Source organism: Massilia sp. LXY-6 (genome assembly GCF_051233485.1).
Lineage (GTDB): Bacteria > Pseudomonadota > Gammaproteobacteria > Burkholderiales > Burkholderiaceae_D > Telluria.
In genome coordinates this window covers 131,475-144,004 of the sequence record NZ_JBKFGF010000040.1, presented here as the reverse complement: position 1 = coordinate 144,004, position 12,530 = coordinate 131,475, and the positions used below count along the sequence as shown (strand labels likewise).

The following is a 12,530-nucleotide window of genomic DNA, read 5'->3' as shown; positions in this document are numbered from 1 at the left end:
CGAGCTTCACCAAATACCACTGTCCACTGTGTCCAACCTTGTCGAAATCCGCGATCTGCATTTTTCGTATGGAGATCGCCCCATCCTGTCGAATTTGAGCATGGATTTCCCACGCGGCAAGCTGATCGCCGTGATGGGCGGCTCCGGCTCCGGCAAGACGACGGTGCTGCGCCTGATCGGCGGCCAGATCCGTCCGCAGCGCGGCACGGTCTCGGTGGACGGCGAAATCGTCCACCAGCTCGACACGGAAAACCTGTACCGCCTGCGCCGCAAGATGGGCATGCTGTTCCAGTTCGGTGCCCTGTTCACCGACCTCACCGTATTCGAGAACGTGGCCTTCCCGCTGCGCGAACACACGGACCTGCCGGAAGAAGTGCTGCGCGACCTGGTGCTGATGCGCTTGAATGCGGTCGGCCTGCGCAATGCGGCACAGCTCAAGCCGAACGAGATCTCGGGCGGCATGGCGCGCCGCGTGGCGCTGGCGCGCGCGATCGCGCTCGATCCGGAACTGATCATGTACGACGAGCCGTTCGCCGGCCTCGACCCGATTTCGATGGGCGTCACCGCCAACCTGATCCGCAACCTGAACGACACGCTCGGCTCGACCTCGATCCTGGTCTCGCACGACGTGAACGAAACCTTCAGCATCGCCGACTACGTGTACTTCCTGTCCGACGGAAAAATCGTTGCCCAGGGCACGCCGGAAGCCATGCGCGCTTCGAGCGACCCGTACGTCAAACAGTTCGTCAACGCCGAGCCGGACGGCCCGGTACCCTTCCATTATCCGGGTAAATCGCTGGCCGAAGACCTGGGCCTGGGAGGCAAGCGATGATCGCGCGTTTCCTGGCATTCATCGGCGCCTACGTGCTGGATACCTTCGCCCGCATCGGCTTCGTCACCCGTTCCTTCGCCAAGCTGGTGGGCAGGCTGCCTGGCGCGCTGAAGCGTCCGACCCTGATCTCGGAACAGATCCACTTCATCGGCAACTACTCGCTGCTGATCATCGTCGTGTCCGGCCTGTTCGTCGGCATGGTGCTGGGCCTGCAGGGCTATTACACGCTGAGCCAGTTCGGCGCCGACGAAAAGCTCGGCCAATTGGTGGCGCTGTCGCTGCTGCGCGAACTCGGCCCGGTCGTCACCGCGCTGCTGTTCGCAGGCCGTGCCGGCACCTCGCTGACGGCGGAAATCGGCCTGATGAAGGCCGGCGAGCAGCTGTCGGCCATGGAAATGATGGCGGTGAACCCGATCCAGCGCGTGCTGGCGCCGCGTTTCTGGGCCGGCCTGATCGCCATGCCGGTCCTGGCCACCGTGTTTTCGGCGATCGGCGTGATCGGCGGCTACCTGGTCGGCGTGCAGCTGATCGGCGTGGACGAAGGCGCGTTCTGGTCGCAGATGCAGAGCAATATCGACGTGCGCCGCGACATCATGAACGGCGTCCTGAAGAGTTTCGTGTTCGGCGTGGCCGTCACCTTCACCGCCCTGTTCCAGGGCTATGAGGCGCAGCCGACACCGGAAGGCGTGTCGCGCGCGACCACCCGCACCGTCGTGATCGCGTCGCTGATGGTCCTTGGCCTGGACTTCGTCATGACCGCCTTAATGTTCAACAAATAAGTGTCAAATAAGTTGAGAACTTTGGCTGATAAATCGCCGCTATATATTGGGAAATCTTATGCATCGCAAAACTATTGACGTCTGGGTCGGACTTTTCGTGCTGTTGGGTGCGTTATCGCTCCTTTTCCTTGCACTCAAGGCAGGTAACATGAGCACCATCTCGTTCAGCAAGACGTATGCGATCGTCGGCAAGTTCGACAATATCGGCGGTCTCAAGCCGCAATCGCCCGTCAAGAGCGCGGGCGTGGTCGTGGGCCGGGTCGGCGATATCGCCTTCGACGACAAGAGCTTCCAGGCACTGGTCCGTCTCGACATGAATCCGGCGTACAAGTTTCCGAAAGATAGTTCGCTGAAGATTCTGACTTCCGGCCTGCTGGGCGAGCAGTACGTCGGCATCGAAGCCGGCGGCGACACCAAAAACCTGGTCGAGGGCGACCGCATCTCCCGCACGCAATCGGCGGCGGTGCTGGAGGACCTGATCAATCAATTTATTTATAGCAAGGCCGCAGAAGGAAAGGACGGTGGGAAATGAGCATCCGTAATGCATTGACGCTGGCTGCCGGTGCTGCCGTACTGCTGAGCGGCTGCGCGAGCACCGTCACCAATCCGCGCGATCCATTCGAGAAGTTCAACCGGGCAGTGTTCAGCTTCAACGACGCGGTCGACCGTACCGCGCTGAAGCCGGCGGCCACGGTCTACAAGAACTATACCCCGGACTTCCTGCAGACGGGCGTGAACAATTTCTTCGGCAACCTGTCGGACCTGTGGAGCTCGGTCAACAATTTTGCCCAGCTCAAGGGCCAGGACGGCCTCAACGATTTCACCCGCTTTGCCGTGAACTCGACCCTGGGCCTGGTTGGCGTGCTCGACATCGCAACCCCGGCCGGCTTGCGCAAGCACAACGAAGACCTGGGCCAGACCCTGGGTTACTGGGGCGTGCCGAGCGGCCCCTACTTGATGTTGCCGCTGTTGGGCCCATCTACGGTCCGTGACACCGTGGCCCTGCCCGGCGACTTGTGGGGCGACCCGTGGGACCACGTGAATGACATTCCGTGGCGCAACAGCGGAATCCTGGTGCGTGCGGTCGACCAGCGCGCCAGCGTGCTGGACGCCTCGAACCTGCTCGAAGACGCTGCCCTCGACCGCTACGAATTCATCCGCGACGGCTACCTGCAGCGCCGCAGCAGCAAGGTATTGGACACCGACAAGGCCCAGGTCCGCGCCGAGAAGGTCCAGGAAAAGCTCGACAAGGTGCAGGAGAAGGTCCAGGAAAAGCTGGGCGTGAAGAAGGCGCAGAACCCGGACGACCACACTCCGGAACAGCAGGATTCGGCGCCGAATAATCCGCCGGCACCGGCACCGGTGTCATCCGAACCGGTGCAGAAGTAGTTAATGGAATAAATATCGAAGGCACTGCCTCAACCAAGACAAAGGAAGCGTATGAAGCCTATCGCACAACTGATCGTGACCGCCGCCGTGGCGGCCTTCTCCACCAGCGTGATCGCTGCCCCGGCCCCGGCCACCAACGAAGCGCCGGACCTGCTGGTCAAGCGCGTCAGCACCGAGGTGATCGACGCGGTCAAGGCCGACAAGGACATCCAGGCCGGCAACAGCCGCAAGATCATCGAGCTGGTCAACACCAAGATCCTGCCGTATGTCGATGCTGACAAGATGACCGCGCAGGCGGCCGGCCGCTTCTGGCGCCAGGCCACCCCGGAGCAGCAGAAACAGCTGTCGGAAGAATTCCGCCAGCTGCTGATCTACACCTATTCCGGCGCGCTCTCGCAGATCAAGAACGAAACCATCGAGTTCAAGCCCTTCCGCGCCGACCCGGCCGACACCGAAGTCGAGGTGAAATCGCAGGTCAACCTGACCCGCGGCGAGCCGATCACCCTGAACTACCGCCTGAGCAAGGGCGCGCAGGGCTGGAAGATCTTCGACCTGAACGTGATGGGCGCCTGGCTGGTCGAGACCTACAAGTCGACCTTCGCTTCCGAAATCAGCAAGGGCGGCATCGATGGCCTGATCAAGAAGCTGCACGATCGTAACCAGCAGCTGGCCAACAAGCCGCTGAAGGCCCCGCAGAAGTAAGCATGGCCGAATCCAATCCCATGCTTTCGCTGGATGCCCTGACCTTCCAGAACGCCCAGGCGGCGCTGGAGCAGGGCTGCGCGGCCCTCGGCGCCGGCGAAACCGTGTTCGATCTCGGCGGCGTGCGCGCCGCCGATTCCTCGGCCCTGGCGCTGATGCTGGCCTGGCAGCGCCGCGCCCAGGCGCAGGGGCGCAAGCTTTCCTTCGTCAACGTGCCGGCCAACGTCGATGCGCTGGCGCGCCTGTATGGCGTCGATGGGCTGATCGGCGGCGCGTAAGCGTCGTGGCGGGCACGGCCTGCCCGTCCAACGGATGGGCTCCGCCGAACCGCTCATGACGTTTTCTTCTATAATGGCTCGTTTCCCCTGCACGGTCCGCCGCTCCGGCGCGTCCCCTTTCGCATGACAGCAGCCATCCAGATAGACAGCGTCGAGAAAAGCTACAAGGGCTTCAAGGCCTTGAAGGGCGTTTCCCTGAGCATCGAACAAGGCGAGTTCTTCGGCCTGCTCGGGCCGAACGGCGCCGGCAAGACCACCCTCATTTCCTGCATCGCCGGCCTGATCCGGCCGGACGTGGGCAGCGTGCGCGTCCACGGCCACGACGTCACCAGGGATTTCCGTTCCGCCCGCATGGCGCTCGGCGTGGTGCCGCAGGAGCTGGTGTTCGATCCCTTCTTCACGGTGCGCGAGACGCTGCGCCTGCAGTCCGGCTACTTCGGCCTGAAGAACAACGACAAGTGGATCGACGAGATCATGGAAAACCTCGACCTGATGCCGAAGGCCGACGTCAACATGCGCGCCCTGTCCGGCGGCATGAAGCGCCGCGTGCTGGTGGCCCAGGCCCTGGTGCACAAGCCGCCCGTGATCGTGCTGGACGAGCCGACCGCCGGCGTCGACGTCGAACTGCGCCAGACCCTGTGGAAGTTCATCTCGCGCCTGAACCGCGAGGGCCATACCGTGGTCCTGACCACGCACTACCTGGAAGAGGCACAAGCCATGTGCCAGCGCGTGGCGATGCTCAAGACCGGCAACGTGGTGGCGCTGGACACCATGTCGCAGCTGCTGCGCCGCGTGTCCGGTTCCTCGCTGATCGTGCACCTGAAGCACGGCGGCCTGCCGGAAGGCCTGCGCCACCTGGTCTCGCATGACGAGCACGACGAAGGCAAGGGCAACGGCGGCAACAAGTACACCCTGCGCGTGAACGAGTACGCGGAAGTCGAAGGCATCCTGGCGCGCCTGCGCGAGTCCGGCGCCGAGATCGACGAGATGCAGCTGCAGCAGGCCGACCTGGAAGACATCTTTATCCAGATTATGGAAGGCGAATCTCAAGCTGGAGCATCTGTCCGATGAATCTCGTCTCCGTGGGTTTCAAGACCCTGTTCTACAAAGAGATCCTGCGCTTCTGGAAGGTCGCCACCCAGACCATCGCCGCGCCCATCGTCACCTCGATGCTGTACCTGCTGATCTTCGGCCACGTGCTCGAAGGCCGCGTGCAGATGCTCGAAGGCGTCGACTACACCGCCTTCCTGGTCCCGGGCCTGGTGATGATGAGCGTGCTGCAGAACGCCTTCGCCAACTCCTCGTCCTCGCTGATCCAGTCGAAAATCACCGGCAACCTGGTGTTCATCCTGCTGCCGCCGCTGTCGCACTGGGAGATCCTGTCGGCCTACGTGACGGCCTCGGTGGTGCGCGGGCTGTCGGTCGGCCTGGGCGTGTTCGTCATCACCGCCTGGTTCGCGCACCTGTCCTTCACCTTCCCGCTGTGGATCATCGTGTTCGCCCTGCTCGGCGCGGCGATCCTCGGCACGATGGGCGTGATCGCCGGGATCTGGGCCGAGAAGTTCGACCAGCTGGCCGCGTTCCAGAACTTTTTGATCATGCCTGCAACATTTTTGGCCGGCGTGTTCTATTCGATCAAGAAACTGCCTCCGTTCTGGCTGGCGGTCTCGCATTTCAACCCGTTCTTTTATATGATTGACGGGTTCCGTTACGGTTTCTTCGGCAAGTCGGACGTCTCGCCCTGGACCAGCCTGGCCATCGTCGCCGTGTTCTTCGTGGTGCTGGCGGGCGTCGCCATCAACCTGCTCCGCCGCGGCTACAAGCTGCGTCACTAAGCCTTATCCAAATTTATACGCATCATGGCTACCACTCCTGAACTCATCCACGGCTATATCCAGGCCGGCCTGGAAACCACCCACCTCGAAGTCGAGGGCGACGGCCAGCACTTCAGCGCCGTTATCGTATCAAAGGCATTTGCGGGAAAAAGCCGCATCCAGCGCCACCAGATCGTCTACGCCGCGCTCGGCGACCGCATGCGCGAGGAAATCCACGCGCTGTCGATGAAGACCCTCACCCCCGACGAGTACCAAGGATAAGACAAGCATGGACAAGCTCCAGATCACCGGCGGCAAGCGCCTGAACGGCGAGATCGTCATCTCGGGCGCCAAGAACGCCGCACTGCCCATCCTGTGCGCCGGCCTGCTGACCGCGGGCGACCTCGAACTGTCGAACGTCCCGCGCCTGCACGATGTGCGCACCATGCTCAAGCTGCTCGCACAGACCGGCCTGAAAGTGACCCAGGGAGAAGGGGACGCCAGCGAGAACGTCACCCTGAACGGCGCCAATATCGACAAGCTGGAGGCACCCTACGAGCTGGTGAAGACCATGCGCGCCTCGATCCTGGTGCTGGGTCCGATGCTGGCGCGCTTCGGCGAAGCCAAGGTGTCGCTGCCGGGCGGCTGCGCGATCGGTTCGCGTCCGGTCGACCAGCACATCAAGGGCCTGCGCGCGATGGGCGCCGAGATCACCATCGAAGGCGGCTACATCCATGCGAAATGCCCGAAGCTGAAGGGCACGCGCATCCTCACCGACATGATCACCGTGACCGGCACCGAGAACCTCCTGATGGCCGCCGTGCTGGCCGAGGGCGAGACCGTGCTGGAGAACGCCGCGCGCGAACCCGAAGTCACGGATCTCGCCAACATGCTGGTGGCGATGGGCGCCAGGATCGACGGCATCGGCACCGACCGCCTGGTGATCCAGGGCGTGGATTCCCTGCACGGCACCAGGCACGCCGTGATCTCGGACCGCATCGAAGCCGCGACTTTCCTGTGCGCGGTGGCGGCGACCGGCGGCGACATCCGCATCACCAATACCCGCACCGACATCTTCGACGTCGCCATCGACAAGCTGCGCGAGATGGGGGTGCAACTGAGCGTGGAGGGTGATTCGATCCGCGCGCGCATGGACGGCCGTCCGCGCCCGGTGTCCTTCCGCACCACCGAGTATCCTGGCTTCCCGACCGACATGCAGGCCCAGTTCATGGCGGTGAACACCATCGCCGACGGCCCCAGCCGCGTGACCGAGACCATTTTTGAAAACCGCTTCATGCACGTGCAGGAGCTGAACCGCCTGGGCGCCCAGATCTCGACCGAGGGCAACACCGCCTTCATGCGCGGCGTCGGCCGCCTGGTCGGCGCGCCGGTGATGGCGACCGACCTGCGCGCCTCGGCTTCGCTGGTGATCGCCGGCCTGGCCGCCGAGGGCACGACCATCGTCGACCGCATCTATCACCTGGACCGCGGCTACGACCGCATGGAAGCCAAGCTGTCGGCGGTGGGCGCCGACATCGTGCGTATCAAATAACATGACTACACCAACTCAGGCCGATAACTCCCAGCTGATCCTCGCTCTCTCCAAGGGCCGCATCTTCGAAGACACGCTGCCGCTGCTGGCCGCGGCCGGCATCGAGGTGCTGGAAAATCCGGAAACCTCGCGCAAGCTGATCCTGGCCACCAACGACCCCGGCGTGCGCGTGCTGATCGTGCGCGCCACCGACGTGCCGACCTATGTCCAGTACGGCGCCGCCGACTTCGGCGTGGCCGGCAAGGACGTGCTGCTCGAGCATGGCGGCGAAGGCCTGTACCAGCCGGTCGACCTGCGCATCGCCTGCTGCCGCATGTCGGTGGCGGTGAACGCCGGCTTCGACTACGAGACCGCGGTGCGCCAGGGCGCGCGCCTGCGCGTGGCCACCAAGTTCGTGGAAACCGCGCGCGAGCACTTCGCCAAGAAGGGCGTGCACGTCGACCTCATCAAGCTGTACGGCTCGATGGAGCTGGCGCCGCTGGTCGGCCTGTCCGACGCCATCGTCGACGTGGTCTCGACCGGCGGCACGCTGCGCGCCAACAACCTGGTCGAAGTCGAGAAGATCATGGAAATCTCCTCGCGCCTGGTGGTCAACCAGGCCGCGCTCAAGCTCAAGCGCGAGCGCCTGCAACCCATCATCGAGGCGTTCGAACGCGCCTCCAGGCAGCAAGGCTAAGCAATGACTGTACAGATCCGCAAGCTCGATTCCACCGCACCCGACTTCAAGCAGCAGCTGACGAAACTGCTGGCCTTCGAGGCCGAGACCGACGACGCCATTGAATCCGCGGTCGCGAAGATCCTCGCCGACGTCAAGGCGCGCGGCGATGCGGCCGTGCTGGAGTATACGAACAAATTCGACCGTATTCCGAATGGCGCCGCCAGCATGGCCGCCTTCGACCTGCGGCAGGATGAGCTGCAGCGGGCCCTGGACGCGCTGCCGGATGCCCAGCGCGCGGCCCTGCAGACCGCCGCCGAACGCATCCGCGTGTTCCACGAGCGCCAGAAGCAGGAACTGAACGGTTTTACCTATACCGAGCCGGACGGCACCGTGCTGGGCCAGCGCGTGACGCCGCTGGACCGCGTCGGCATCTACGTCCCGGGCGGCAAGGCCGCGTACCCGTCGTCGGTGCTGATGAATGCGATTCCCGCGCAGGTCGCCGGCGTCAAAGAGATTGTGATGGTGGTGCCGACCCCGGATGGCATCAAGAACCAGATGGTGCTGGCGGCAGCAAGCATCGCCGGCGTGACCCGCGTGATCACCATCGGCGGCGCCCAGGCCGTCGGCGCGCTGGCCTACGGCACCGGGACGATTCCCGCGGTCGACAAAATCGTCGGTCCGGGCAATGCCTACGTCGCCAGCGCCAAGCGCCGCGTGTTCGGCACGGTCGGCATCGACATGATCGCCGGCCCGTCCGAAATCCTGGTGCTGTGCGACGGCAGCACCGATCCGGACTGGGTGGCGATGGACCTGTTCTCCCAGGCCGAGCACGACGAGCTGGCCCAGGCCATCCTGCTGTGCCCGGACGCCGGCTACATCGCCAAGGTCGAAGCCAGCATCCACAGGCTGCTGCCCACCATGCCGCGCAAGGACACGATCACCACCTCGCTGAGCGACCGCGGCGCATTGATCAAGGTACGCGACATGGAAGAGGCCTGCGCGATCGCCAACGACATCGCCGCCGAGCACCTGGAGATCTCGGCCGCGGAGCCGCAGCAGTGGGCCGACCAGATCCGCCACGCCGGCGCGATGTTCCTGGGCCGCTTCTCGTCGGAGTCGCTGGGCGATTACTGCTGCGGCCCGAACCACGTGCTGCCGACCTCGCGCACGGCGCGCTTCTCGTCGCCGCTGGGCGTGTACGATTTCCAGAAACGCTCGTCGGTGCTGTTCGTGTCCGAAGCGGGCGCCCAGACCCTGGGCAAGGTTGCGGCCGAGCTGGCGTATGGGGAAGGGCTGCAGGCGCATGCGCGCAGTGCAGAACTAAGGATCAAGCAGGACGGCTCGGCCTCCGCCTCCGGGTCCGAATGATGGACTGGGTCGACCGGGTCTATTGCGAGGATGCGCTGGCCGGGATGGCGCGCATCCCCGATGGGTCCATCGACCTGATCCTGACCGACCCGCCGTACAACCTCGGCAAGGACTACGGCAACGCTTCCGACCAGCAGAGCGTGGACGACTACCTGGCCTGGACCGAGCGCTGGATCGACATCGCGCTGCCCAAGCTGAAGGCCAACGGCAGCCTGTACATCTTCCTCACCTGGCGCTTCGCTCCCGAAATCTTCGTCATGCTGAAGAAGCGCATGACCATGATGAACGAGATCATCTGGGACCGCCGCGTGCCCTCGATGGGAGGGAGTGTCCGCAGCTTCAGCTCGGTGCACGACACGATCGGCTTTTTCGTGAAGCGCAAGGATTATTATTTCGACCTGGACGCCGTGCGCATCCCCTACGACGCCGAGACCAAGAAGGCACGCTCGCGCTCGATTTTTATCGGCGCCAAGTGGCTGGAGGTCGGCTACAACCCGAAGGACCTGTGGAGCGTATCGCGCCTGCACCGCGAGCACGCGGAGCGGGTCGACCATCCGACCCAGAAGCCGCTCGAGATCATCGAACGCATGCTGAAGGCCTCGTGCCCGGCGGGCGGCGTGGTGCTCGACCCCTTCATGGGCAGCGGCACCACGGCACTGGCGGCACGCCGGCTGGGGCGGCATTTCGTCGGGTTCGAGCTGAACCAGGCGTATTGCGAAGTCATTCAGCAGCGCCTGGCGATGCCCGCGGCGCCGGTGAAGAAAAAGGCTGGCAGCGTTCGCAAGAAACCCCCCATTTTGGAAAAGACCACTGAAGGAAGCGCACCATGACCGACATCGACATCCTCATCGCCAACACGATCCGCGAAGACGTCCGTGCCGGCCATAGCTACACCGTGCCCGACGCCAGCGGCTACATCAAGCTCGACGCCATGGAGAATCCGTACGAGCTGCCGGAAAACCTGCGCCGGGAACTGGCCACGCGCCTGGCCGACGCCGTGCTGAACCGCTATCCGGTGGCGTCTTACGCGACCCTGAAACAGAAGATCCGCGACAATCTCGGCGTCCCGGCCGGCTACGACGTCATCCTCGGCAACGGCTCGGACGAGATCATCTCGATCATCGCCATGGCCACCGCACGCCAGGACACACGCGCGGTACTGATGGCGCCCAGCCCGGCCTTCGTGATGTTCCAGCGCTCGGCCCAGTTTGCCGGCATGGACTACGTCGGCGTGCCTTTGAAGGCCGATTTTTCGCTCGACCGCGAGGCGATGCTGGCGGCGATCGCCAAACACAAGCCGGCGGTGGTGTTCCTGGCCTACCCGAACAACCCGACCGGCAACCTGTATGACGCCGACGACATGGTCGCCATCATCGAGGCGCTGGGCGAGACCGGCATCGCCGTGGTCGACGAGGCGTATCAACCGTTCGCCCGCACCAGCTTCATGGGTCGCCTGCCGCAGTACCCGAACCTGATGGTGATGCGCACGCTGTCGAAGCTGGGCCTGGCCGGCATCCGCCTCGGCTACCTGGCCGCCGCGCCGGCCCTGCTGCAGCAGTTCGACAAGGTGCGCCCGCCCTACAACATCAACGTGCTGACCCAGGTGGCCGCCGAGTTCGCCCTCGACCACGTCGCCGTGCTGGACGAGCAGGCCGCCCGCCTGAACGAAGCGCGCGGCGAGCTGGCCGCGGCCCTGGCGGCGCTGCCGGGCGTGACGGTGTTCCCGTCGAGCGCGAATTTCATTACCCTGCGCGTACCGGACGCCGAGCGGACCTGCGCTAAACTGTTCGAAGAACGGGTATTGATCAAGAATTTGAGTAAAATGCACGAACTGCTGGCCAACTGCATCCGCGTAACGGTCAGCACCCCGGAAGAAAATTCCGTATTCCTGAATGCCCTGAAGGCTTCCCTGTAATGACCCGCACCGCAGAAATCACACGCAACACCAGCGAAACGCAGATCCGTGTCGCGCTGAATCTCGACGGCACCGGCCGCCAGAAACTCAACACCGGCGTCCCGTTCCTCGACCATATGCTGGACCAGATTGCCCGCCACGGCCTGATCGACCTCGAGGTCGAGGCCGTCGGCGACCTGCACATCGACGACCACCATACCGTCGAGGACACCGGCATCACGCTGGGCATGGCCGTCGCCAAGGCGATCGGCGACAAGAAGGGCATCCGCCGCTACGGCCACGCCTACGTGCCGCTGGACGAGGCGCTGTCGCGCGTGGTCATCGATTTTTCCGGCCGCCCCGGCCTGGAATGGCATGTGCCGTTCACCCGCGCCACGATCGGCCGCTTCGACGTCGACCTGACGATCGAGTTCTTCCGCGGCTTCGTCAACCACGCCGGCGTGACCCTGCACGTGGACAACCTGCGTGGCGTGAACGCCCACCACCAGTGCGAGACCGTGTTCAAGGCCTTCGGACGCGCGCTGCGCATGGCCTCCGAGCTCGACGAGCGCGCGCTCGGCACGATTCCGTCGACCAAGGGCAGCCTGTGAGCAAGATCGTCGTCGTTGATGGGCTGGGCAACCTGCGCTCCGTGGCGCAGGCGCTGCGTGCCGCCGCTCCCGAAGCGGACGTGATCGTCTCGAACCAGGCGGCCGACATCGACGCCGCCGACCGGGTCGTGCTGCCGGGGCAGGGCGCAATGCGCGACTGCATGCGCAGCCTGCGCGAATCCGGCGCCGAGGAAGCGCTGCTGCGCGCCATGAAGACGCGTCCGGTGATGGGCGTGTGCGTGGGCGAGCAGATGCTGTTCGACGCCAGCGAAGAAAACGACGGCACGCCCGGTCTCGGTATCCTGCCCGGCAAGGTCGTGCGCTTCCAGCTCGACGGCAAGCTGCAGGCCGACGGCTCGCGCTTCAAGGTCCCGCAGATGGGCTGGAACCGCCTGCGCCAGGTGCGCGCGCACCCGCTGTGGGAAGGCGTCGAGGATGGCGCGTACTTCTACTTCGTGCACAGCTATTACGCCCAGCCGGCCAACCCGGCAGATACGATCGGCGAGGCCGACTACGGCGGCCCCTACTGCTGCGCGGTCGCCCGCGACAACCTCGTCGCCACCCAGTTCCACCCCGAGAAAAGCGCAGCCGCCGGCCTGCGCCTGTACCGCAATTTCATCCACTGGAATCCGTGATTCAACCGTCAACCAACC

The 12,530-nt window shown here is 64.4% G+C and carries 16 protein-coding genes; all 16 read left to right on the top strand.

Going from position 1 to position 12,530, the window contains the following annotated elements; all coding sequences use genetic code 11:
- The first annotated feature begins 28 nt into the window (after positions 1-28).
- The 16 genes from ACI48D_RS18490 to hisH all read left to right on the top strand — a co-directional run bounded on the left by ACI48D_RS18490 (position 29) and on the right by hisH (position 12,512).
- Positions 29-832: an ABC transporter ATP-binding protein gene (locus ACI48D_RS18490; RefSeq protein WP_435572708.1), complete on the top strand. Its 804-nt coding sequence runs from the start codon at positions 29-31 to the stop codon at positions 830-832.
- Positions 829-1,611 carry a lipid asymmetry maintenance ABC transporter permease subunit MlaE gene (mlaE, locus tag ACI48D_RS18485; RefSeq protein WP_435572707.1) on the top strand — a complete coding sequence of 261 codons (783 nt, stop codon included), beginning with the start codon at positions 829-831 and terminating at the stop codon, positions 1,609-1,611. The genes ACI48D_RS18490 and mlaE overlap by 4 nt, the downstream gene beginning before the upstream one ends.
- A 58-nt stretch (positions 1,612-1,669) precedes the next feature.
- On the top strand, positions 1,670-2,143 hold the full coding sequence (mlaD, locus tag ACI48D_RS18480) for an outer membrane lipid asymmetry maintenance protein MlaD (RefSeq protein ID WP_435572706.1): 474 nt from the start codon (positions 1,670-1,672) through the stop codon (positions 2,141-2,143).
- Entirely contained in the window at positions 2,140-3,000 is an 861-nt protein-coding gene (locus ACI48D_RS18475; RefSeq protein ID WP_435572705.1) for an MlaA family lipoprotein, read from the top strand. The genes mlaD and ACI48D_RS18475 overlap by 4 nt, the downstream gene beginning before the upstream one ends.
- A 51-nt stretch (positions 3,001-3,051) precedes the next feature.
- Entirely contained in the window at positions 3,052-3,702 is a 651-nt protein-coding gene (locus ACI48D_RS18470; RefSeq protein WP_435572704.1) for an MlaC/ttg2D family ABC transporter substrate-binding protein, read from the top strand.
- A 2-nt stretch (positions 3,703-3,704) separates the two neighbouring features.
- A complete protein-coding gene (locus tag ACI48D_RS18465) occupies positions 3,705-3,980 on the top strand; it encodes an STAS domain-containing protein (RefSeq protein WP_435572703.1) in 276 nt (91 codons plus the stop codon).
- A gap of 123 nt (positions 3,981-4,103) precedes the next feature.
- Positions 4,104-5,051 (top strand): ABC transporter ATP-binding protein, encoded by a 948-nt coding sequence (locus ACI48D_RS18460; RefSeq protein WP_435572702.1) that lies wholly within the window; start codon positions 4,104-4,106, stop codon positions 5,049-5,051.
- The gene (locus tag ACI48D_RS18455) at positions 5,048-5,815 is read left to right on the top strand and encodes an ABC transporter permease (RefSeq protein ID WP_435572701.1); all 768 of its coding nucleotides are present in this window, start codon (positions 5,048-5,050) and stop codon (positions 5,813-5,815) included. Before ACI48D_RS18460 ends, ACI48D_RS18455 begins: the two co-directional genes overlap by 4 nt.
- Positions 5,816-5,839: 24 nt before the next feature.
- The gene (locus ACI48D_RS18450; RefSeq protein ID WP_435572700.1) at positions 5,840-6,076 is read left to right on the top strand and encodes a BolA family protein; all 237 of its coding nucleotides are present in this window, start codon (positions 5,840-5,842) and stop codon (positions 6,074-6,076) included.
- A 7-nt stretch (positions 6,077-6,083) separates the two neighbouring features.
- Complete coding sequence (gene murA / locus ACI48D_RS18445; protein ID WP_435572699.1) at positions 6,084-7,346, top strand: UDP-N-acetylglucosamine 1-carboxyvinyltransferase; 1,263 nt, start codon at positions 6,084-6,086, stop codon at positions 7,344-7,346.
- 1 nt (position 7,347) lies between these two features.
- Positions 7,348-8,022, top strand: a complete 675-nt coding sequence (gene hisG, locus ACI48D_RS18440; protein WP_435572698.1) for an ATP phosphoribosyltransferase — start codon at positions 7,348-7,350, stop codon at positions 8,020-8,022.
- A 3-nt stretch (positions 8,023-8,025) separates the two neighbouring features.
- A complete protein-coding gene (gene hisD / locus ACI48D_RS18435; RefSeq protein ID WP_435572697.1) occupies positions 8,026-9,372 on the top strand; it encodes a histidinol dehydrogenase in 1,347 nt (448 codons plus the stop codon).
- Complete coding sequence (locus ACI48D_RS18430) at positions 9,369-10,202, top strand: DNA-methyltransferase (RefSeq protein WP_435572696.1); 834 nt, start codon at positions 9,369-9,371, stop codon at positions 10,200-10,202. The genes hisD and ACI48D_RS18430 overlap by 4 nt, the downstream gene beginning before the upstream one ends.
- Positions 10,199-11,287 carry a histidinol-phosphate transaminase gene (gene hisC / locus ACI48D_RS18425; RefSeq protein WP_435572695.1) on the top strand — a complete coding sequence of 363 codons (1,089 nt, stop codon included), beginning with the start codon at positions 10,199-10,201 and terminating at the stop codon, positions 11,285-11,287. The genes ACI48D_RS18430 and hisC overlap by 4 nt, the downstream gene beginning before the upstream one ends.
- A complete protein-coding gene (hisB, locus tag ACI48D_RS18420) occupies positions 11,287-11,877 on the top strand; it encodes an imidazoleglycerol-phosphate dehydratase HisB (RefSeq protein ID WP_047821313.1) in 591 nt (196 codons plus the stop codon). The genes hisC and hisB overlap by 1 nt, the downstream gene beginning before the upstream one ends.
- The gene (gene hisH, locus ACI48D_RS18415; RefSeq protein ID WP_435572694.1) at positions 11,874-12,512 is read left to right on the top strand and encodes an imidazole glycerol phosphate synthase subunit HisH; all 639 of its coding nucleotides are present in this window, start codon (positions 11,874-11,876) and stop codon (positions 12,510-12,512) included. The genes hisB and hisH overlap by 4 nt, the downstream gene beginning before the upstream one ends.
- Positions 12,513-12,530 lie beyond the last annotated feature (18 nt).

Coding starts and splice junctions, on each gene's coding strand:
- ACI48D_RS18430 (WP_435572696.1), top strand. CDS start 9,369: ATGATGGACTGGGTCGACCGGGTCTATTGCGAGGATGCGCTGGCCGGG.
- ACI48D_RS18450 (WP_435572700.1), top strand. CDS start 5,840: ATGGCTACCACTCCTGAACTCATCCACGGCTATATCCAGGCCGGCCTG.
- murA (WP_435572699.1), top strand. CDS start 6,084: ATGGACAAGCTCCAGATCACCGGCGGCAAGCGCCTGAACGGCGAGATC.
- hisG (WP_435572698.1), top strand. CDS start 7,348: ATGACTACACCAACTCAGGCCGATAACTCCCAGCTGATCCTCGCTCTC.
- ACI48D_RS18455 (WP_435572701.1), top strand. CDS start 5,048: ATGAATCTCGTCTCCGTGGGTTTCAAGACCCTGTTCTACAAAGAGATC.
- ACI48D_RS18475 (WP_435572705.1), top strand. CDS start 2,140: ATGAGCATCCGTAATGCATTGACGCTGGCTGCCGGTGCTGCCGTACTG.
- mlaE (WP_435572707.1), top strand. CDS start 829: ATGATCGCGCGTTTCCTGGCATTCATCGGCGCCTACGTGCTGGATACC.
- hisB (WP_047821313.1), top strand. CDS start 11,287: ATGACCCGCACCGCAGAAATCACACGCAACACCAGCGAAACGCAGATC.
- ACI48D_RS18465 (WP_435572703.1), top strand. CDS start 3,705: ATGGCCGAATCCAATCCCATGCTTTCGCTGGATGCCCTGACCTTCCAG.
- ACI48D_RS18470 (WP_435572704.1), top strand. CDS start 3,052: ATGAAGCCTATCGCACAACTGATCGTGACCGCCGCCGTGGCGGCCTTC.
- ACI48D_RS18460 (WP_435572702.1), top strand. CDS start 4,104: ATGACAGCAGCCATCCAGATAGACAGCGTCGAGAAAAGCTACAAGGGC.
- mlaD (WP_435572706.1), top strand. CDS start 1,670: ATGCATCGCAAAACTATTGACGTCTGGGTCGGACTTTTCGTGCTGTTG.
- hisD (WP_435572697.1), top strand. CDS start 8,026: ATGACTGTACAGATCCGCAAGCTCGATTCCACCGCACCCGACTTCAAG.
- hisC (WP_435572695.1), top strand. CDS start 10,199: ATGACCGACATCGACATCCTCATCGCCAACACGATCCGCGAAGACGTC.